This is a genomic window from Bacillus sp. ME78 (assembly GCF_903970865.1).
GTDB lineage: Bacteria > Bacillota > Bacilli > Bacillales > Bacillaceae_G > Bacillus_A > Bacillus_A cereus.
On sequence record NZ_CAJCKK010000003.1, the window covers coordinates 65,936 to 86,436 of the forward strand.

Genomic DNA, 20,501 nt, shown 5'->3' on the forward strand with positions numbered 1-20,501 from the left:
TTATATTATATGTAGTACACCCATTTTCAAAATGTTAAACATAAAATATGAAAAAAGTTATGTGAATTTTGATTTTAATAGAAAATGAACAACATCATTTACCACTTTAAAACATCTTCTCCTTACAATAACCACCTAAATTAACAGAATATTGTTATAATTAAACTTGAGGAGGGATACTATGAAAAAAATCATATCTATATGCGCTCTAGCCGCTCTATCTTTTACTTTAATAGGCTGTACAAACACCTCGGCTACAGATAAAACTTCGCAGGCTAAGCAAGAACATACACAAAATACATTTCAATTAAATTCCGCTAATATTACAGACATTGAAATACTCAAAACAACAAATAATACTACTTCCAAATCTCAAACAGACAATGAAGAAATGATAAAATCTATCGTTTCGACAGTTCAAAATGGAACACCTAAAACTATCACTTTAGATCAAAAAAAGAAACAATCTGCGCATTCTACTATGACCGTTACATATAAAGATGACTCAAAAGAAGAATTTCTTGTTTGGATTGATAATAAGGAACAAATTACAATTGCTAAAGATGAGAAGAAAGATAAGGTAGAAAGTGTGATCGTGAATATTAAAGATGCTAAAATGATGAAGGATTTCTTTTAAAATTCTAGTTAACGTAAAAAAAGAGTAGGATTACATCCTACTCTTTTTTTACTCATGCCCAATAAATAGACTTTTATAAAAGCTATTTAAGGTCTAATTTTGCTAAATCATGTTGTAAAACATTATTTCCTTCTTGTGGGTTAAATACGATTGCACTAAGACCAAAAACATTCGTAACAACATCTCTATCTTTCGGACGAATGATTCTTACTTCATAAGCAAAAAGTGCTGGAGGAAGAGCTGCTGAACGAAAAGTAACATATCGATTAGGTGGCAATGTTTGCGTTGAAGGGTCTATTAATGGTAACAATACCGGAGAACCAGATGACCAATCAAACATTTCAACAGTTACTCTACGAGTATCGTCAGGATCAACATTCATAGCATCCACAGTAAGAAATAACGTAGCGGAATGTCTACGTAATATACCCGTTGATAAAGTTTCATTATGATGTTCACAGCATTTTTTTGGAGGGTGACCATAGCCATAACTCATACCAATTCCCCCCTTTCATTTACAATTAAGGACAAGTATTCCTTATAATATATAATGCTAGTATTCTTTTATTGAAAGGTATAAAAGCGGATTTCTATCTATATTTTTGGATATTTTATTTTTCATTTATTCGCTTTTAAAGAATGATATAGACTCTCCTATTTTGCCTTTGAATTCCTTCTAAGAATATATTCTGCCCTCATCAATCGAGGTCTTACTCCCCGACAAATAGCGGGATAAATCTATTTTGAAAAGGACCTGCTCCATTCATTCGTAAAAGCATAAAGTAAATGGAATCCGTTAAAACACATGAGTGACCCCTTTTGGTTTTCCCTTCCTATTAAAAGGAGGAACTGTTATGGGCTTTGGTGGTAGTTGTGGTGGCTGTGGCTTCGCTGGAGGATTTGCTTTATTAGTTGTATTGTTCATTTTATTAATCATCGTTGGAGCTGCTTGCTTCTGCTAAAAAACTATCGGAAAAGACACTTTTATATGAGTGTCTTTTCTTCATAAAAAATACGCAATGTGCAGTTTAAGTGTAAGATGTAGTATTACATCCCCCCTCCAAAATGAACTTCGATACTATAAATTTCGTTTAGGTGCAATCTTAAAATTTTAGTTTAATAGCAATATGGTGAAACTCTATTCCATATAATATTGCTATTGCAGAAAAGTAAAACAAACTGGACAACCTAGATTTCAAACTGTAAGATTAGATGTTGGTGAAATCGGGCAGCAAAGCATATATAGAAAATAGGTGTTAATTTTGAAAATCAATAAAAAATTTGAACCATTAATTTTTAATATCTTAATGATTTTAGGTATATCTAGTATTATCTCTTTCGTCATGGTTTCAATGAATGTTGGATATACAGCTTTATTTCTCAAATCATGGATGAAAACATGGGGAATTGCTTTCGTACTTGCATTTTTAGCTTCTAAATTATTACCCTTTGTAGTTAAAAAGATAATGAAAATCTTCACTTTTGTTGAGAATGATGCTTAAGAATAAAGTGATGTACTGCGTAGGTTCATTCCAATTAAAAGAGTTCATTATCACAAAAACTTAACCTAGTAAAATGTTTCAAATCGAAGAAAGACACCTTAAAGGTTGTCTTTTCTTTATAAGTAAAAAAAGCCCGCCTATTTCCGTAGGCGGGCTTTATCTTTATTACACAATATGAAAGTATACTCTCTTTTCCACTGAAATTTTATGTAATTATACATATTCATGAAAATAGAAGAATTAAAATATGCCAAAATAAAAAATGAGCTAAATCCCTTAAATAGCTATATAGAGATGAAGTTGTTATGACAACATATTTTCCACCTTCAACTTAGTTATTCTTAGAATGCTTTTCTACAAAATCAAGGATCCTAGCATTAACCTCGTTAGAGAACTCACCATTGATTGCGTGAGATGCATTTTTCCAATTAACTATATCAATATCTTTAACGTATTTTTTTCCAGTTTCAACTGCTTTTACCGAATTGTGCATTGTACTTTTTTCAGCCATAAGTGCAAGCACTGGAATATCAATACTTTTTAAGTCTTCTTTACTAAATAAATCAGGCGCTGGTGTTTTCAGTTTATAGTTACGCATACCCGACTCGATTAACTTAGCGATAGGCTCATCGTCACTTGCTTCTGCTCCTCCAGAAACATAGCTTAACATCTTTTCTCTTAAAAACTTAGGTACAATAGGAACGGAAGCTGGAATAGATGCCAGAATCATTTTTATGGATATTTGCGCAAATACAAAGACTGGATCTAATAAACTAGCCGTAGCAATATGCTCAGGATTATATCTGGCCAAGTTCATTGTTGTCCAACCTCCAATGGAGACACCTACGATATGCACTCTTTCTAAACCTAATCCTCCAATTACTTCATTTAACCATTCTGCTTGTTGTTTTTGGTTTTCAATCACCTTCGTTTGCACACTCATTCCAGGTTCACCTAGTAAATCTATCGTGTAAACAGGCCTTTTTTCTCTTAGACCTTCTAAATTAGGTACCCACATTGGAGTAGATGCACCACGTCCAGGGAGTAAGAGTATTGGTTCCTTATGTTTGTTTTCCTCTTTAGTAAAATAATAAGCACGAATTGTGCCATATTTCGTTTTTATATCTTTCGTATCGTTAGGTTTTGGAAGGAGTGCCATTGATTCATCGTAAGCAATTTGAAAATCTTCCTTCCCTTTTTCCGATATAAAGTGACCAATCTTATTATCATCTCTCTTCATTTGAATTCCTCCTTTCTACAAATATATGGATGAACTTTATCTATATATTCATGGTAATCATCCATTAACTTTTCATCTTCTTTAAGGCAAGACTCTCATTTAGAAAAAAGAAAATCGTACGTTTAGATGCAATTTGGCAACAAACTAACTGTTTTCTTGTACATTAATAAACAACTACTGTAAGAATTATAGTTTTTATGTTTTCATTTATCTTTTAATCAGCTGAATGCTTTTTTTAGTACATAATAAAAAATATAAAAAAATATCCAGAAAAACTGTCACAAAATCTGTTTTTCTGGTTTCTCTATAATACAGGTATCAAATTGAAAGTGAGGTTTAAACGAACATGTTAACCATAGAAAATGAAGAAAGTCATGCTTCTGATATGACCTTTGAAGATTTATTTAAGCAGTACTATGCTTACGCTGTGAAACAGATCATCTGGATTGTTAAAGATCAATCTATCGCTGAAGAGTTAGTACAAGAAGTATTTTTACAATTATATCGTAGCGATTGGAAAGGAATTGAAAACATACCTGGATGGTTAATTAAATCTTCTACTTATGTAGCTTATAACCATTTTCGATTTAAAAAAAGGCAGCAAGCGAAGATTGATAAAGAAATACAATACCATGAAGTACAAAATGTTTCATCATTAGACGATGATTGGATAAGAAAAGAAGAAATTACAAAGGTCCAAACGATACTAAATAAAATGAATGATCGAGAACGAACCCTTTTACTAATGAAATTCTCTGGTTTTCAATATAAAGAAATTGCAGAAGTACTTCAAATTGAAATATCTTCTATTGGAACATTATTAGTCCGAGCCAAAATGAAATTTCGCAAGATTTATAAACAAATGGAGGAGGCATAACAAATGAAATGTTATGATATCGGGTTTATTCAAACATATATTGACGGAGAACTTTCTCATGATATAAGAAAGGAATTCACAAAGCACCTAGATACATGTGAAGCATGCCAAGATTTATTAATAGAAATTAGTAAATTAAATCAATGGGAAAACGTAATGCTAGATGAAGAATCTGCAAATTCACCACAAGAAATCAAAATTGATATAGAACAAGCATGGAAAACATTTGAAAGTCGTTCCAAGTTAGACAATGTTTCTAATATAAATCACAAAAAGCAACAAAAGAAGGGAATCTTTACAAACATGAGTAAAAAATCAAAACGTTTCATTTATACAGCAGTAGCTGCAGCAGCACTTTTCACAACAGCAATGATTCCACAAGTACAAGTAGCGGCTACAAATGTTGCTTCATATTTTTCTGATGCAATTACAAATGATAAAGTTGTAAATGAAGGAATAACAGATAAAAATGGCGTCACACAAGATATGATGAAGAATGGTAAATATATTACTATTGATGAAAAAATTACAGATCAAGGTATTACTGTACATCTCAAAGAATTATTTATCGCAGATTCACGTATATCAGTTCATTATAGAATAGAAAAAGCTGACGGAAGTTTAGTACCCTTTGAATTTGATACATCAGGATTAGATCTTGAAAGTGATGGTAAAATTAATGGGCAACAAGAGGAAAACCCTGAGATTAAACATGATGGGAGACTATCATTTATCCATGATTCAGATGATCGTCTTCCTTTTGAACTTATGGCAGCAGGTAAAAAATTAAATGATGTCGGCATTCGTGATAATGATAAACCTGAAGGTGTTGCTACATTTGTTATAACTACTGAAGAAAAAGACGTTTTTAAACAGCCTCTTACTTTAGACGTAAATATAACTAGAATTGGAAAAGTAATTGGATCTTGGAAAGCTCAAATTCCAATTGATACTTCACATTTGAAAAATAATACGAATTAACATAAAAAAAAGAATAGAACAGTATGTATCTAATTCTCAGTTTATATGTTTTCTTGTTTTCGTTACATTTATTTCTTATATAGTTTTTACTCTATCTTTTATTTATGATTTAAGTGTATAACCTTAAATCAATCATTTAAAACCATTACAAGAAAAAGCCCTCTAAAAAGTAGGGAAATAAATAACCGGTTTCTTAACGTATAAGGAATCGGTTATTTTGTATTTAAAATGCGTTTAAAAGTACAATTTTCTTTTTTATAAAAAAGAATAGACACCTTAAGGTGCCTTCCTCCGACTTGAACCATCTTAATTTTAATAATATGTATTAGACTCCAGTCCAACTATTATTTTACCACATTAAGTTGTTTTGTTTATTGAGAAATACAATGTTTTATTTGTGCTAATCTTCTGTATTAGTTCATTTTGTAGTCCGTGCAGCGGTTAACAAGAAAATAATAGCATTGATGACACCTAAAAGTCCCTGCTTAATCCACATAGATAATGCAGCATTTGTGCCAATGGCTAGAAAGATAAGCATTACTGTGTATCTATTGAATCTCAGTATAGACAACCTCCCAATGGGACTATATTTAAGGGAATTTCATCATTTTTTTGTTCCGTAAAACATTGTACTTCCTAATGAAGAGAAATTCAGTTTTACTTCTATAACTCACCCTGTTTCCACTCTTTATTATGGATATCCAATCCTTCTTGACCAAAGAAATGGAGAATAAATTCTTTTTCATCACTATCAGTTTTTTTAGCTAGTTTAGATCCCTCCATACTTTGCTTTTTTCCTGAACGTAAATAATGAATTTCTTCAAAGTCTTTAACTACAGATTCGAAATCTCCACCATACCATTTGTTCAGTATAGATTCATATTTTGGTCTTTCATTATTATTAATAACATTTAAGTTGTTTTTTAAGTATTGAATGTTTTCTTTCGTCATTTGAAATCGCCCTACATCACGGGTACCGGAAACATGAAGATTATTCCCATTGAATGTGAGTTTTTGTAAAGACATATGTATCATCATATCATTTATAGTTTGCTCGTTTTGGATTTCACCAATCGACTGTGCCGCTTTAGAGAGTTCATCTTCACTTACTACATCACTATCTTTTTGCTGCTTTTGAATGGTTTGAACTTTCGGTTTTTCCTGAACCTTTTCTTCTTGTTTAGGTTTTGATTCAGTTGTAGTCTTCTCATTTGAGCTACAAGCAGCCATTCTCATAAGCAATGTACCGCATGTTAATGCCATTAGTAACTTTCGGTTCATTTTTTTCCGCCTATCTGCATTAGTTATTTTAAACAGTTTTTTTAATGTAAGATTTCTCATCTCATAGTAGCAAAGAATTTATCTATATATTGTCATGTTTTGTCGAAGAATAATAAAAAAACAACCTAGATCCTATAGGATCTAGGTTGCTTTTAATACGTAAACGTAATCGTCACTAAAGAATACCCTTCTTTCGCATTGTAAGGCTCCGCTTTATAAGAAACTCGATTTGCCCCTTGCGGATAATCGATTTCGCCAATTGCCTTTTTCACATCTTGCAGTGCACCATTCATTGATTGCTTGTACAGCACTTCAATTTTCTCTGGTTTCGCACTATAGCGCTGCTGCATTTTATTTTTTAATTCGGTATAGTTGTTTGCGATATATTCAGTTCCTAAATAGTTTAACTTTGTATCTTTTAATATTTGCTGATATGCAGGCGTTTTCGTACTACCTGCCGCAATTTTGTTTGTCAGTGTACTATAATAATTTGTTGTAGCTTGCGGATAGTCTCCGCGGTTCCACTCATGATTTCTTGCGATTTGTTCATCTGATAAATTGAAATACGAATACGTTACGCGGCCCTGTTCATCTGGAACCGGATCATCGAATGTTGTATCAAGGTGATACCATTTATTTTCGATTTTCACTAAATTCCAAGCATGAGGTTGTCCGTCCCCAGTTCCTGTCACGAAATGATTTTCAATTCCTGCTTCTTTTAATAATTGATACGTTAATAGTGCGTAACCTTGGCAAACCGCAGAACGATTTACTAGTGCTTCATATGCTGTGTAAGCTTTATAAGACGTATCATAAGAAACATGTTTTACTACGTAATCATGAATCGCCTTCACTTTTTCGTGATCATCCATTCCAACTTGAGTAATAGAAGAAACGATTGCTTTCGCTTGTTTCATGACATATTCCGTCTGTTCTTTCGTTTCACGATATGTAATCTTAAGCGTAAATGTATAATTTCCAGGTGATCCAGAAAGTCCATATGAAACATTCGATCTATTATTATTTGTATACTCATTTTTACTTGCAACTTCTTTATATGCGTTAAAAAGTGTATTCATCACTTCGTTTGTATTATTGTTTTTCGTTTTATATGGAAGTGTAATATTTGTCTCGTATGTATTAATACGCTTTTGTACTTCCTCTTTAAAAGCTGTTAATAATGCCGCATCTCCTGTGTCTTTCACATCAGCATTTTTATACTTCAAAGTTTTATATAAAAACTGCGCATACTGTTCACGTGTTACTGTGCCATACGGTTCAAAATTCCCGTTCCCTGTGCCATCTGCGATTCCATTTGACTGCACTGCACTAATTGCGTTTTCTGCCCAAAATGGATTTGGAACATCCTTAAAGGTATGTTTTTGTTTTGCCGCAAGATGGAAAGCATTTGTAAGAATTTGTGCCATTTCCGCACGACTCACAGAAGCTTTCGGTCTAAATTGGCCATTTTCATCACCTTTAAAAACTCCTAAATTCGTTAAAGTTAATACCTCTTCTGGAAACATTGTAGAACTTTGATTAATATCACCGTAAGGATTTTTAAACGTAGACCCATCCTTTAATACGTAACGAGTTCCATCATTACTAAACGAACCGCCTTGTTTATTCGGTACTAACACTCGATAAATTAAAGCCGCAACTTGCTCCCTTGTCGCAACATCTCCAAAACCAAATATCCCATTTCCATAACCGGAAATAATATTCTTACTCGCTAAATCTTTAATCGCAGGATATGACCAATGTGATGTCGGCACATCAGAAAAAACACCCACTTCAGCAGCTTTTACATCGCTACCATTTGTATATAACAACGCACCACCAATAAGTGATAATGATGTAATTGATTTTAATAGTTTTGTATACATAATGTCTTCTCCCAATACGTTCTCTATTTTTGTTGGTTTATGTCGAAAAATCTAAAAATATGACAAAATATATTATACAATTAAAAGTTTTTAAGGGATATATTGAATTTTAAAATATGCAAAAATTCATATTGTTATAAGGATTCATAGTGATATTATGTTATTTTACTTGCGAATATATAAATAAAAAACGCTCATCTGAGCGTTTTTTTATTTATATACTTATTAATTACTTTTTCTTCACTTAGAACTCTTCTTCGGTAATCATCCTTCGATCTAACAACTCTTTATACTTCAATATTTCTTCAGCCCCACGGCTCTCCATGCGTATATTGTATAACACTTGTTGTATTGACCTTTGATTGGTCCGTTGAAACATTTACTCCATTTAATAGTATGACCGTAATTATTAATCCAATTGAACTGCTGATGATCCTTTTCATTTTAAAGCCCCTTTCTGAAAACCTTTTTCTTTTTCTTTATATCCTAAATAGAAGTATTCACTAGATTTTATTGAATTTCCTTCTTCATGATATTTAACCGCTAATTTTTCAGCATATTCCTGGACATATTGCCATAAACCTACTTCATTAAAGAAAGAAATTCCTTTAGAAATGGCTAACTCTAATTCTTCAGCAGAAACATTCTCATTCATTTCTTTTAGAATTGTAAAATGATGTTCATATTCTTTTTGTTCCAGTTCATTACAAATTATTAATCCTTTTTCAATTAAGGACGCTGCAAGCTTTGTCTTTCCTAACTTTAAATTCTCTCTAGCTTCCAAAAAAATCGCTCTAAAGTGATTCGGAATTTTTTGTGATACTTCTGATAAGTAACGAAGTGCTAAATCAGATAGGTTTTGCTCTGCATACATAACCCCTAAACTATGTCGAACTCGTAACATTAGCTCCTCTTCATTCTGCTTTTTCAAAATATCCAGAGACGACATGAAATAAACTTCTGCTTGTTCAAATTCATTTAGCTTTACACATGCTAAACCCAGAACATTGTCACATGCTGCCACCTTCCTGCTATACCCGTACAGCCCTTCAAATGTATTCCTTGCTCTAGTTGCATATTGAATTACTAAAATAGGCTGGCAAACGTGATAATAATAGCTTGATAGCTTAAAGTTAAATTCTGCTTTTTCGATTGGATCTTGAATATTTCCCAACAAAGATTCTGCTATTCCATAATGCTTTTCAGCCACTTTAAAATCACCGTTTACTGTAGCATGAGAAGCCTTAAAGAAATGGTAATAATATAATAAAGATTCATCTGATGGAGCTTCATCTAACTTCATTTTTCTTAGATCATTCTTAGATATGTCAGATTGATGGGGATAAAACTCTGCACTTAACATTTTAAATCTAAAATCTACAAGTGAATAAAACTCTGTATTCTTTCGATCTTCTTCCATACTATTAACTTTTGTATCAATACTTTGTTTTAATTCCTTTGCCTTAGAGAAATTCTGTGAACGAATTTCTCTATACCACTCATGTAAAAGTAAATTGATTTCTTCCTTTTTTATTACATGTACACTCATATAGCCCCTTCTCCTTTGTCTATAGATTACTAACATAATAACAAAAATCTTCCAGTAAAACTTTTAATTTTCTGAATATTGTTGTTTCAAAAAAATTTCTCAATACAATCCCACCATTTTATCCCTTTAAACTATAACTTGTTCTGTTCCTTATTCGTTTCTATATAAAAATAACACATCATTATTAATAGTGATGACACATGAAAGTCTATCCTTTCATAAGAAAGCCTCTTTTCTTTTGTACATTATATCCATTAGGACTCATTTATTTTTTACGAAACCCACCCTTTTGCTTCCGCCGACGACGAGGAGTGGGGTTTTTGTTATCTTTTTCTAAAATTTGTTTCCTAAAAACATACGCAGAAATTTTACGTACAATGGTTTTCACAAATACTTTTAGAAGTTCAAACAAAACTCCATTAGAGATAGTTTTATTAAATTTTTCACCACTAGCCGCAAAAATATCTTATAATCTCTATATAACAAATTAATGTATTAGGAGTAGATAAAATGCCAGTTACACTCGAACTTATTCTTTTCATTCTTATAGCAATTAGTGCTGTTGGCTATTTAATAAAAGAATTTCAAAAAACTAGGAAACGAACACTTGGAATTTCACTAGAATTTTTAGTTCTTTTCTGGTCAATATGGAGAATATCAACTATTATAATCTAATTTATAAAACATAAATTCCTTCGAATGAAGTGAAACTCTAATCAGCGGGCGTTTTATGGGATAAATTTACCAGTATTTTTACCACAACATTCATGTTAAAATCCCTTGTGAGTACGACATAACTCGACCTTATGAAGCTCCGTAGCTTTTATCGCGGAGCTTTTTTTATTAAAATTAACGCTTTTGTTCACTTTTTTGACACATTTACGAAACATTCATATGTTACGTTATATAAGTCCTTTTTTAAATCTTATTCATTCTAGCAAAAAGTCCTAGTCCCCCTAGGGCTTTTTCGCATTCAAACAATGAGTTGTATTTTTTCTCAATAACCGAAACTACTTAACGTGGTAAAATAATAATCAGACTGGAATTTAACACCATATTACAATGGATCAAATCGCAAAAAGCACCTTAGGGTGTCTTTTTTATAGAGAATCAGTTTAAAAACTAAAAATAAAAGAACCTCAATAAATGAGGTTCAAAAAATCTACTATTTTAAATTACCTTCGTAAAAAGCAACTCCATTTTGAACATGTTTTAAGTACCACGTAATCGTCCCGCCACAAACATTTTCATTAAAACTATTAGCATATACTCCATTTGAGTAATAAAGAGTTCTTTTGAATTTACCATTAGAATACTCATAAGGAATTGAGCATGTTGCTTGCTTCGGAGAGCTCACAGCTTTTTGCGTATCAGCTGAAGCTGCACCAATTCCCCCTGTTAATGCAATACCTGTTGCTACTGCTCCTACTACTAATTTCCTGAACATAATAAATCCCCCTTTAATAGTTTTTATAGCTTACAACTTAAATGTATCACTTTTGTAATTTATGTAAATATCTTGAATATGTAGAAATATTTATTTAATTATTGGTAATATTAGGATTTTATTTTATCAAATGTAAAATAGAGGGATTAGAGAAGCATGTGAAAATACAGATAGGTTTATATTAAATGAACGTGGTCCAAGTCGGCGAAAGGCACCTTTTGGTGTCTTTTTTGTACATAAAAAAATCTCACCATCTTATAGAAACGATAAGCCCTTTAAAACAATAATTGCAACTATATTAATTTTACATTAAGGTTAGAGAATGTTCTTATATTAATAAAGTGCTAAATAGTAGGTGGAAAAATGGAATTTAACGATTTGGGTATTACCATTAAAGAACTTAGAATTAAAAAAAATATATCACAATCCGAATTATGTCATGGAATATGTTCACAAAGTCAAATTAGTAAGATCGAAAAAGGTATGATTTATCCATCTAGTATATTGTTATATCAATTATCAGAAAGACTTGGTATTGATCCGAATAACATATTTGCACTAACTCAAAATAAAAGATTAAAATATGTAGAAAATGTAAAATACGTAATAAAAGATTGCTTAAAGCAAAAACAATATAAAGAACTTTATGAAATAGTGAAAAAAGAGAAAAACTTAAATAATTTTCAAACAAAAGAAGAGAAACAATTTCTAATATGGCATGAAGCAATTGCTATATTTATGGTGGATAAATCATTAAAAACTGCTTTAGATTTTCTAAATAATGCATTAAAACTGACTTTAACTAATTCTGATTTTTTATCAGAAAGAGAAATAGATATTATGCAAACAATGGCTATATTTTATGCGGAAAATAAAGAATATGAAAAAAGTATTAATATATTAAAAAGATGTTTAAGTAATTTTAATAAGTTAGATTTTCCTAGAGATAAAGAAATTAAGTTGAAAATCATGTTAAATTTAGCAAAATCTTTGGACTTCACATATCAACATGAAGAGGCAATAAAATACATTGATAAGGGCATCAAATTAGCAATTAATCTAAATACGTTATACCTATTAGGTGAACTATTCTATTTAAAAGGTCAGTTATTATTAAAAATTAAACAACATAATGTAGAAGATGTTATTTATAACTGGAAAAAAGCATTATTTATATTTGAACTAACAGAAAAAGAATATTATACAAAAATGCTACCAGATGAACTTATTGAATTACAAAATAAAAAACACTCATAATTTCGTAAAAACTACTTACAAATCCCACAGAAAAAATCCCTATAGCTTTTAAACTTAAAACGCTAATATTAAAATAATTTAAGTCGGCAGAAGGCACCTTTTGGTGTCTTTTCTTTATTTTTACAAGGACCTGCTCAATTAATTCTTAAAAACATAATAGGAAACATTGTTTTATTTATCCCATTTTCATTCATGCTATATATAAAATTCGTTAATAAATCCACCTCAAACATACTTATATGCATAGGAGTATGTTTGAGGTGGAACTTCTTCAAATACTAGTTCCTTTTATAAACCGTTTTTTGATGTAGATGACATTATTCTCAATACAATAGAATGAATTATGGGAACATATTTAGCAATATATATCAAAAAACAATATTAAGAAACCCCCTCCACCTTAAGGTAGAAGGGATCTTTTAATTTCTATTTCAAACTACCTAAAATTTCTGTAACGATAACCCCAAGCGTATGTGCACCTGCATCTGGATATCCTAAACTTCTTTCACCAACTACCGCTCCTCTGCCGAATGATCTTTCAACGATAGATTATATGCCTTGAAGTGCTGTTTGCAACATTTCAATTCAGATATACGACAGTAAAGAATACATCATCACTGTGTCAGCAAGCAAAAGTGTATTCTGCATTTCTGAAAACAGTAGATGGCAGATTATGACCTACTGAATCTGCTAAGAAAGAATATACAAGAACATCCTTAACATCCTCTTTATTTCCACTAATGATGACATCAAGAAAATCTTCTATTTGGAATTCTGGAGTAAATAACACAATCTTAGTTGTTCTGTTTGGTTCTAAAGAAACAAAAGTACGAGAGATTTCAACTAATTCATTTTGAGTTGGGAAAAAAGTGTTTCGACTTCTCTTAACAGTTACCGTTACATTACTAGTATGGCAACGTGAATCATTGTTTAACATAATGTTGAGAGCAGTTGGAATAATCCCATTTTCAGAGACTGGAACTCGAAACACTCCAGTAGATTTATGGGCCATATAATCACATCCTTTCAAAATAAAATATATTTACAATATATTAGATGCAAAAAACGTTCATTTTGATATGGACAAATTACATGATTAATATATCTATAATAACCCTCGGTATTACTAAGCCAATGTTTTAAAAGATTAACAAATATCGCGAGAACCAATCGAATGTATATTAAAAGTAAAAAGAATAAGTTGTCTAAAAGACCCCCTATTTTGAGCCAATAATGAGACATTATGTTAATCTTATATGTATAGCTGCACAAAATTGAGAAACTTAAGGAGACAGATAAATTTTATGAGAAAATTATCTATATTACTTACTTTCATTCTAGTATTAGTCAGTGTTACGGCTGCTTGCACACAAGATAAAACAGATAGTGCCGTTGAAAATGGTCCAATAGAAGAACCAACCGCAAAAAATGAAAATGAAGAATTAATAAATTTTGAAGAAAAAGAAGAGATGAGCCGCTTGGAACAAGGCATTTTATTAGTTGGCGAGAGTGTTAAGGGAGGCTATTACTTGGCCGCTGTTCAAAGTGCATATTTAAATGCTAGCAACGATTCCGTCATTGTTAATGTCTCTGTAAAAAATGTACGAGGTCAAACGATTGGACTATCAGAATTAAAATATAACTTAAAAGATGAAAAAGACGGAAAAATCTATAAAGGAAAGGTGCTTGATCAAAACCCTTCTGATATACAAGTTAAACCAAATGAAACGGTAGAATTGAAAATAGCTTTTGAAGTACCACATACCGTAGATGAATATATGTTTTATATTGAAAGCTCTTTAGACCCCCTACAAACATACTGGAAAATTGATAAGCTGCAATCACAAACAAACTAAGTCTAAAATAAGCAAAAAGCAATGAAAAATTTGATATAGATACAAATGAATACTATATAAACGTAAGACCATCGATTTAATGAATCGTTGGTCTTTTTCAAAAAATGCCCCATTAAAAACTAAGAGATAAAAAAGAACTAATCTCTAGAAGAGATTAGCTCAATATATCCAAAGCTATTATGGTACATAGTTTTATGAGCAAACGTTATATAGTGTTGTATGGGATACATAACCTGTCATCCCTTTATATGTAACTTTTAACCACTGTTTAGAATTACTGTAATGACCTTGAACATATTCACCAGTTACCCATGTTCCAGTAATTTTCGTACCATCATTAAATGTATGTAAGACAGGTGAATCGACAGTATAACCACTGCGCATCTTTGCACCATATACACCTACCGTACCTCCCTTTGCACAAGCTGCTACTACTGTTTCATTTTCAGTAGTATTCGTAGCCGCGAAAGCAGAGCCGTTAAATGTAAATAAAGTAAATATAAAAGCTGTTAGTACTGTACAAATAGATAAACGACGTAACAAAATAAATTCCCCCTTTTTTTATAATTTACTTCTTCACAAATGATTATCTTAAATATTCTAACTATTTTCAATATATTAATGTTGAGAAATATTAGTTGTATTTTTGAAATAAGATTTTATCAAAAACAGTAACAAACTCATATTTTACTGAGAAAGAACCGAAAGAAGTCTTCTACATATCAACTATATAAAAATCCCTCCACCTTAAGGCAGAGGGGACTTTCTAATTCCTATTTCAAACTACCCGCAATCTCCGTAAAGATAACTCCAAGCGCATGTGCACCTGCATCTGGATATCCTAAACTTCTTTCACCAACTGTACCAGCGCGGCCCATGCGAGCTACGATTTCTTTCGTGTACTCTGCTCCTTTAACCGCTGCTTCTGCACCTTTTTCAAAGGCAGTTTTTACGTCGACTTCGTTTGAGGCGCTATCTAACCAAGAGTCTACACATGGAGCAAGTGCGTCAACAAGCGTTTTATCACCAACTACTGCTCCTCTACCGAACGATCTTTCTCCGATAGATTGTATGCCTTGCAGTGCTGCTTGCAACATTTCAGCGAATTCTTTCACTGTTAGCTCACGTTTTTCGCCCGCTGCTTTACTAGCTGCGCGGAATGCTCCGCCCCAAATTGGACCAGATGCGCCGCCGCAATATTCCATAATAATCATGGAGCAACCGTCAAGGAATGATCCGATCGTTACGTTTTCTTGTTCTACAATAGAATGCCACTCACGTTTTAATTGCTTAAATCCTTTTGCAACACTCATTCCGAAGTCGCCGTCACCTGCATGTGTATCTAACTCACAAAACGGTACTTCATTTTTAATAATAATATCGCTCATTTTATCAACGAGATAAATCATGTTGTTTAATGTAATGACATTATTTTTAATAACAGCGTGCTCTTCCGCTGTTTCTATTTCAAATGAAACTTCCTTCTCTTCTGTCTCTTCAAGCACATTCACGTACTCTACACTTTCAACTGGTCCATCTACTTTAAACGCAGGTGTATTACATTCTTTAGATAGTAATGTTTTTAGCTCATCATCTAACTTCATTACCGTTAAAGACATACCAGCCATATCAATACTTGTCATATAATTACCGACGAATACTCTATTAATTTTAATGTTTCTAGCTGCTAGTTCTCTCGTAACTGCGTTGTTAAATAAGTAAAGTTCTTGAAGTGGTGTTCCGCCAAAACCGTTAACTAGAAGTGCGATTTCCTCGCCATCTTTCACTCCTAAATCTTTCATTAAATCATTTGTCATACGGTTAGCTAATTCATCAGCCGACAGCATTTTTTCACGCTTAATTCCTGGTTCGCCGTGAATACCTACGCCGTATTCCATTTCATCTTCTGCAAGTGTGAAAGTAGGTGATCCGCTCGCTGGAACTGTACAAGACGTTAACGCTAAACCGATTGTGCGCACGTTAGCCGCTGCTTTTTCTGCTACAGCTTTCACCGCTCCTAAATCCATACCTGCTTCCGCTGCTGCGCCGGCAATTTTATGAACTAAAATAACTCCCGCAACGCCGCGGCGTCCTACTGTATATAGGCTATCTTCTACCGCAATATCATCGTCCACTTTTACGTAGTCGACTTCAATTCCATCTTCCGTCGCTAAATGCGCACCGTTTTTGAAATTCATAATATCGCCGCTATAATTTTTAATAATTAATAACGTACCTTTTTTACTAGCTGTCTCTTTAATCGCTTGGTAAACTTGAATTTGCGAAGGAGAAGCAAACACATCTCCGCACACTGCCGCATCTAACATTCCTTTTCCGACTAATCCTGCATGTGCCGGCTCGTGACCACTACCGCCTCCACTAATTAACGTTACTTTATTTTCGTTCATTTCTTTCTTCTTAATTACTTTATATTTTTTCAAAAGCTCAAGCTCTGGGTGAGCCATAACCATTCCGTTACACATTTCCATTACTAATGTTTCTGGTTTGTTTGTAATCTTTTTCATTGTAGTTCTCCCTCAATTCCTTTAATATATTGTGATATATTTGAAATCTTCTTCTTACTACTCATGTTAAAATGAAAGCGTTTTATAGTAAACGGACAAAATGGACAATCTGTCTAAAGACACCGCTCTCATTTATGGGTAGGATTTTTATATTAATTACATTCTAGGGATGATTTAGATGACCTCTTCTATAATTTCTAAAAAGATAATCGCGAACTCATTGAAGTATTTAATGGAAACAGAGTCGTTTCATAAAATATCAGTGAGCGATATTATGTTACACTGTCAAATGCGTAGGCAAACTTTTTATTATCATTTTAAAGATAAATTTGAACTATTAAGCTGGATTTATAGAGAAGAAACGAAAGAAAATATTATAGACTTTCTCGATTATGAAAAATGGGAAAACATTTTCGATTTATTATTTGATTACTTTTATGAAAATCAAAAATTTTACCGAAATGCTTTTAAAGTTATTGAGCAAAACTCGTTTAATCACTATTTATTTGAGCATACGAAAAACTTATATATGAAGATTATTGATGAATTATCTGTGAGCTGTGGATTCAGCCTTTCTGATGAGACCAAAAATACGATTGCCTCCTTTTATAGTCACGGCTTCGTTGGAACGATAAAAGATTGGATTGAAAGCAAGTGCGAAGTAGATCCATCCGTTATGTCTTCTCTTATGAAAAATATGATAAACAATCAATTACTACTATTACTTGAGCAATCAGCAAAGTAATTAAAGGGTGGCAAAAGCAATGAAAAAGATTATGAATGATGTACAAAATATCGTTCAAGATATGCTGCATGGCTTTTATTTTGAACATAACGACAAAGTAAATTACGATGAAACAAATAACATCATTTATGTAAAAGATATCGAAAAAATGAAGCAAGACGTCGCTATTGTAAGCGGCGGTGGTAGCGGACATGAACCTGCTGATATTGGTTATGTAGGAAAAGGTATGCTTACAGCGGCAGTAAACGGCAGTATTTTCACTCCGCCTACAGTGGAACAAATTGCGGCGGCAACTCGCCTCATACCAAAAGATAAAAGTATACTATTCATCATCAAAAACTTTAAAGATGACGTAGAAAACTTTCTAGCAGCAAAGCAAATTGCTCAAGAAGAAGGGAGAAAAGTTGACCATATCATCGTAAATGACGATATTTCAATTGAAGATGATGCTTCCTTTAATAAAAGAAGACGCGGCGTAGCTGGCACTGTTTTCGTCCAAAAAATATTAGGTGCGGCCGCTGAGAGTGGACATTCTTTAGAAGAACTAACAACAATCGGGCAAGCTGTCATCAAAAACTTACACACATTAGGAGTTGCCCTTTCCCCTGCCAACGATCCAGTAAAAGGAAAAGCTTCATTCACATTAAACGATGATGAAGTGTTTTATGGCGTCGGCATTCACGGAGAAAAAGGTTACCGTAAAGAAGCACTATCCTCTTCTGAAATATTAGCGATTGAACTGATGAACAAACTAAAAAGCATTTATCGCTGGAGAAAAGGAGATAACTTCGCTATCCTCATTAATGGACTCGGCGCAACTCCATTAATGGAACAATACATTTTTGCAAATGACATTCGCCGTTTATGTGAATTGGAAAGCTTACAAGTTACATTCGTAAAGGTTGGTACGCTGTTAACTTCTTTAGATATGAAGGGTGTTTCGCTCAGTTTGCTTAAGGTAGAGGATTTGGATTGGGTGAAGTGGTTGAAAGCGGATGTTAGAGTGGGTAATTGGTAAATAAAAATCATGATGATAAAAGCCTTTAACTATAACAAGTTAAAGGCTTTTTACAAATTGAAATATCGCACGAGCGTTCAAAAGAAATTCGTAATCACCTCACTGAATGATGACAGGTCTTCCAAATAAAGCTGGATGATAAATTAACATCGCCCCTACAAATGAACACACTAAACAAAAAACAGCCTCGTATTTTATAACTAGAGAAGAGTTGGTATCAAGCTTTTTCCCCTCTCTTCTTAATATCATTTTAAAAGCTCTATATAATAAATACCCAATAACTGCCCCGAGGGTATTCGTAAATAAATCATCAATATCTGTAATTCTATTATTTAGTAATTGATTTAACTCAATTGCCAGTGAAAAAAAGAATCCTGCACATACGGTGTTTTTTATTTTTTTAAACTGCGGCCAAATCATCGGTAATAAAAAACCTAACGGCATAAACAGTACAATATTCAAAAGATACGTAGTACTACCTGCCGTATCAAATAGAGTCAAATTGATTTGACTTACACGAATCCACGTTTCATATCTACTTATATCCCATACAGTCGCGATCTGCGTCACCCTATACACTAACGAAAGGTAGAATAGAAAAACATACACCCATAAAAAATGCCGAATAGATATAATTCTTTTCGCTTTAAAATAAACTCCAATTTGAAACACAATACAAAACATAATAGTAAAGAAATAAGTATACAAATAACTAATCAAAACTCCTGTATCCATGTAGAATCCCCTAACTTTACATTTTCATCTATGACTTTGTCTTTTTTAGTCTCCTTCATGATGCAACTCATTTATAGGATAGGAAAAACTTTTAAAATAAAGAGTGGGGTAAACATAAAATTTTTCTTAAATCTTCAGTTTGGTTTTATTATTACTCTTCTTAAGAATCCGCCATTGATAGCTAGGCAACAACATGCTTAAACCTAACAATACTATCATTTTTGCACGTAATCCTCGTAGTACTTTAACCGATAAAGCATATATAAAATCATGTGACTCGTTTGTTCAGTTAAAACATGAAATTAAGAAATATATGACGTACTATAATCACTCTTGCTATCAATAGAATTAAAAAAAGATGACTTCTGTTTGCATACAGAAATCATCTTTTTAGGTTGCCTAACTTTTTTTAAAATGTCCTTTACAAAGGGTACAGATCAAGAGCACCTTATTCCTATTCGAGGGTATAAACTATACCTTCTTCCCTTAAAATCACACAAACCCATTTACAAATCTATAAAAGTAGATATAATATCCTTATGGAACCTTCATTAATTTATAAAGCATTGTCAAATGACACAAGATGTCAAATTTTATCATGGTTAAAAAATCCAGAAAACCATTTCGACGAAAAACCTTATTTAGAACAAGGGATTAATTTTCAGATTGGAGTGTGTGTAGGAGATATTCAGCTTAAAACTGGCTTAGCCCAATCGGTTATTTCTAGTTATTTATTAACTATGAAAAAGGCAGGACTACTAGACTCTGACCGAATTGGAAAATGGACATATTATCGTCGAAATGAAAAAACAATACAAGCGTTTTCTGAATACGTTCAAAATGAATTATAAAGTGAAAGCAAATAATCAACCTACCAATTGATTATTTGCTTTCACACATTCTGCTTTTATATAGCCGCCTAATACATTCTTTTTAAAACTTCGCTACCTATAAAAGCAAGAAAC

The 20,501-nt window shown here is 32.5% G+C and carries 22 protein-coding genes and 1 pseudogene; 11 read left to right on the forward strand and 12 right to left on the reverse strand.

Annotated features, from left to right (window positions below; translation table 11 throughout):
* The first annotated feature begins 181 nt into the window (after positions 1–181).
* The gene (locus H6481_RS05860; protein ID WP_182811164.1) at positions 182–637 is read left to right on the forward strand and encodes a hypothetical protein; all 456 of its coding nucleotides are present in this window, start codon (positions 182–184) and stop codon (positions 635–637) included.
* Positions 638–719: 82 nt separating this feature from the next.
* Here the strand turns inward: H6481_RS05860 and H6481_RS05865 are convergent, their stop codons facing one another.
* Positions 720–1,133, reverse strand: coding sequence for a hypothetical protein (locus H6481_RS05865; RefSeq protein WP_000120208.1), 414 nt, complete (start codon positions 1,131–1,133; stop codon positions 720–722).
* Positions 1,134–1,491: 358 nt separating this feature from the next.
* Here H6481_RS05865 and H6481_RS05870 point away from each other — a divergent pair, with 358 nt between their 5' ends.
* Together H6481_RS05870 and H6481_RS05875 are read left to right on the forward strand one after the other, a co-directional pair.
* Positions 1,492–1,599, forward strand: coding sequence for a YjcZ family sporulation protein (locus H6481_RS05870; RefSeq protein ID WP_000505670.1), 108 nt, complete (start codon positions 1,492–1,494; stop codon positions 1,597–1,599).
* A gap of 300 nt (positions 1,600–1,899) precedes the next feature.
* Positions 1,900–2,139, forward strand: a complete 240-nt coding sequence (locus H6481_RS05875) for a DUF2798 domain-containing protein (protein WP_000700226.1) — start codon at positions 1,900–1,902, stop codon at positions 2,137–2,139.
* Between the two features lie 331 nt (positions 2,140–2,470).
* On the opposite strand, the gene H6481_RS05880 is transcribed toward H6481_RS05875, so the two are convergent.
* Complete coding sequence (locus H6481_RS05880; protein ID WP_182811166.1) at positions 2,471–3,379, reverse strand: alpha/beta hydrolase; 909 nt, start codon at positions 3,377–3,379, stop codon at positions 2,471–2,473.
* Between the two features lie 346 nt (positions 3,380–3,725).
* On the opposite strand from H6481_RS05880, the gene H6481_RS05885 reads away from it, so the two are divergent.
* Positions 3,726–4,256, forward strand: a complete 531-nt coding sequence (locus H6481_RS05885) for an RNA polymerase sigma factor SigX (RefSeq protein ID WP_182811168.1) — start codon at positions 3,726–3,728, stop codon at positions 4,254–4,256.
* A 3-nt stretch (positions 4,257–4,259) separates the two neighbouring features.
* Positions 4,260–5,237 (forward strand): DUF4179 domain-containing protein, encoded by a 978-nt coding sequence (locus tag H6481_RS05890; RefSeq protein WP_182811170.1) that lies wholly within the window; start codon positions 4,260–4,262, stop codon positions 5,235–5,237.
* Positions 5,238–5,900: 663 nt separating this feature from the next.
* Here H6481_RS05890 and H6481_RS05895 read toward each other — a convergent pair.
* The 5 genes from H6481_RS05895 to H6481_RS05915 form a co-directional block, all read right to left on the reverse strand.
* The gene (locus H6481_RS05895) at positions 5,901–6,518 is read right to left on the reverse strand and encodes a DUF6241 domain-containing protein (protein ID WP_071731859.1); all 618 of its coding nucleotides are present in this window, start codon (positions 6,516–6,518) and stop codon (positions 5,901–5,903) included.
* Between the two features lie 152 nt (positions 6,519–6,670).
* Positions 6,671–8,404: an S-layer homology domain-containing protein gene (locus H6481_RS05900; RefSeq protein WP_078400449.1), complete on the reverse strand. Its 1,734-nt coding sequence runs from the start codon at positions 8,402–8,404 to the stop codon at positions 6,671–6,673.
* A gap of 305 nt (positions 8,405–8,709) precedes the next feature.
* The gene (locus H6481_RS05905) at positions 8,710–8,847 is read right to left on the reverse strand and encodes a Phr family secreted Rap phosphatase inhibitor (protein ID WP_071731857.1); all 138 of its coding nucleotides are present in this window, start codon (positions 8,845–8,847) and stop codon (positions 8,710–8,712) included.
* On the reverse strand, positions 8,844–9,953 hold the full coding sequence (locus H6481_RS05910) for a RapH N-terminal domain-containing protein (protein WP_016082632.1): 1,110 nt from the start codon (positions 9,951–9,953) through the stop codon (positions 8,844–8,846). The genes H6481_RS05905 and H6481_RS05910 overlap by 4 nt, the downstream gene beginning before the upstream one ends.
* A 1,165-nt stretch (positions 9,954–11,118) precedes the next feature.
* Positions 11,119–11,400 carry an LCI fold-containing protein gene (locus H6481_RS05915; protein ID WP_000488870.1) on the reverse strand — a complete coding sequence of 94 codons (282 nt, stop codon included), beginning with the start codon at positions 11,398–11,400 and terminating at the stop codon, positions 11,119–11,121.
* A gap of 363 nt (positions 11,401–11,763) precedes the next feature.
* Between H6481_RS05915 and H6481_RS05920 the strand changes: the two genes are divergently transcribed.
* A complete protein-coding gene (locus H6481_RS05920) occupies positions 11,764–12,657 on the forward strand; it encodes a helix-turn-helix domain-containing protein (RefSeq protein WP_016082633.1) in 894 nt (297 codons plus the stop codon).
* 426 nt (positions 12,658–13,083) lie between these two features.
* Here the strand turns inward: H6481_RS05920 and H6481_RS28755 are convergent, their stop codons facing one another.
* Positions 13,084–13,203, reverse strand: coding sequence for a DAK2 domain-containing protein (locus H6481_RS28755; protein WP_071731883.1), 120 nt, complete (start codon positions 13,201–13,203; stop codon positions 13,084–13,086).
* A gap of 76 nt (positions 13,204–13,279) precedes the next feature.
* Complete coding sequence (locus H6481_RS05930) at positions 13,280–13,669, reverse strand: hypothetical protein (protein ID WP_000940659.1); 390 nt, start codon at positions 13,667–13,669, stop codon at positions 13,280–13,282.
* A 292-nt stretch (positions 13,670–13,961) separates the two neighbouring features.
* On the opposite strand from H6481_RS05930, the gene H6481_RS05935 reads away from it, so the two are divergent.
* Positions 13,962–14,513 (forward strand): DUF4352 domain-containing protein, encoded by a 552-nt coding sequence (locus H6481_RS05935; RefSeq protein WP_001228903.1) that lies wholly within the window; start codon positions 13,962–13,964, stop codon positions 14,511–14,513.
* A 192-nt stretch (positions 14,514–14,705) separates the two neighbouring features.
* Here the strand turns inward: H6481_RS05935 and H6481_RS05940 are convergent, their stop codons facing one another.
* Both H6481_RS05940 and dhaK read right to left on the reverse strand, forming a co-directional pair.
* The gene (locus H6481_RS05940) at positions 14,706–15,056 is read right to left on the reverse strand and encodes an SH3 domain-containing protein (protein WP_000946195.1); all 351 of its coding nucleotides are present in this window, start codon (positions 15,054–15,056) and stop codon (positions 14,706–14,708) included.
* 230 nt (positions 15,057–15,286) lie between these two features.
* Complete coding sequence (gene dhaK / locus H6481_RS05945) at positions 15,287–17,038, reverse strand: dihydroxyacetone kinase subunit DhaK (protein ID WP_182811172.1); 1,752 nt, start codon at positions 17,036–17,038, stop codon at positions 15,287–15,289.
* Positions 17,039–17,216: 178 nt separating this feature from the next.
* Between dhaK and dhaS the strand changes: the two genes are divergently transcribed.
* On the forward strand, positions 17,217–17,783 hold the full coding sequence (gene dhaS, locus H6481_RS05950; protein ID WP_000204213.1) for a dihydroxyacetone kinase transcriptional activator DhaS: 567 nt from the start codon (positions 17,217–17,219) through the stop codon (positions 17,781–17,783).
* 19 nt (positions 17,784–17,802) lie between these two features.
* Positions 17,803–18,801, forward strand: coding sequence for a DhaKLM operon coactivator DhaQ (gene dhaQ / locus H6481_RS05955; protein ID WP_098377475.1), 999 nt, complete (start codon positions 17,803–17,805; stop codon positions 18,799–18,801).
* A 99-nt stretch (positions 18,802–18,900) separates the two neighbouring features.
* Here dhaQ and H6481_RS05960 read toward each other — a convergent pair whose 3' ends face one another.
* Positions 18,901–19,536 carry a VanZ family protein gene (locus tag H6481_RS05960; RefSeq protein WP_182811174.1) on the reverse strand — a complete coding sequence of 212 codons (636 nt, stop codon included), beginning with the start codon at positions 19,534–19,536 and terminating at the stop codon, positions 18,901–18,903.
* Between the two features lie 244 nt (positions 19,537–19,780).
* On the opposite strand from H6481_RS05960, the pseudogene H6481_RS28760 reads away from it, so the two are divergent.
* A pseudogene (locus H6481_RS28760) lies at positions 19,781–19,882 on the forward strand (TetR family transcriptional regulator); the annotation flags it as partial.
* A 193-nt stretch (positions 19,883–20,075) separates the two neighbouring features.
* Entirely contained in the window at positions 20,076–20,387 is a 312-nt protein-coding gene (locus H6481_RS05965) for a helix-turn-helix transcriptional regulator (protein ID WP_000433731.1), read from the forward strand.
* Positions 20,388–20,501 lie beyond the last annotated feature (114 nt).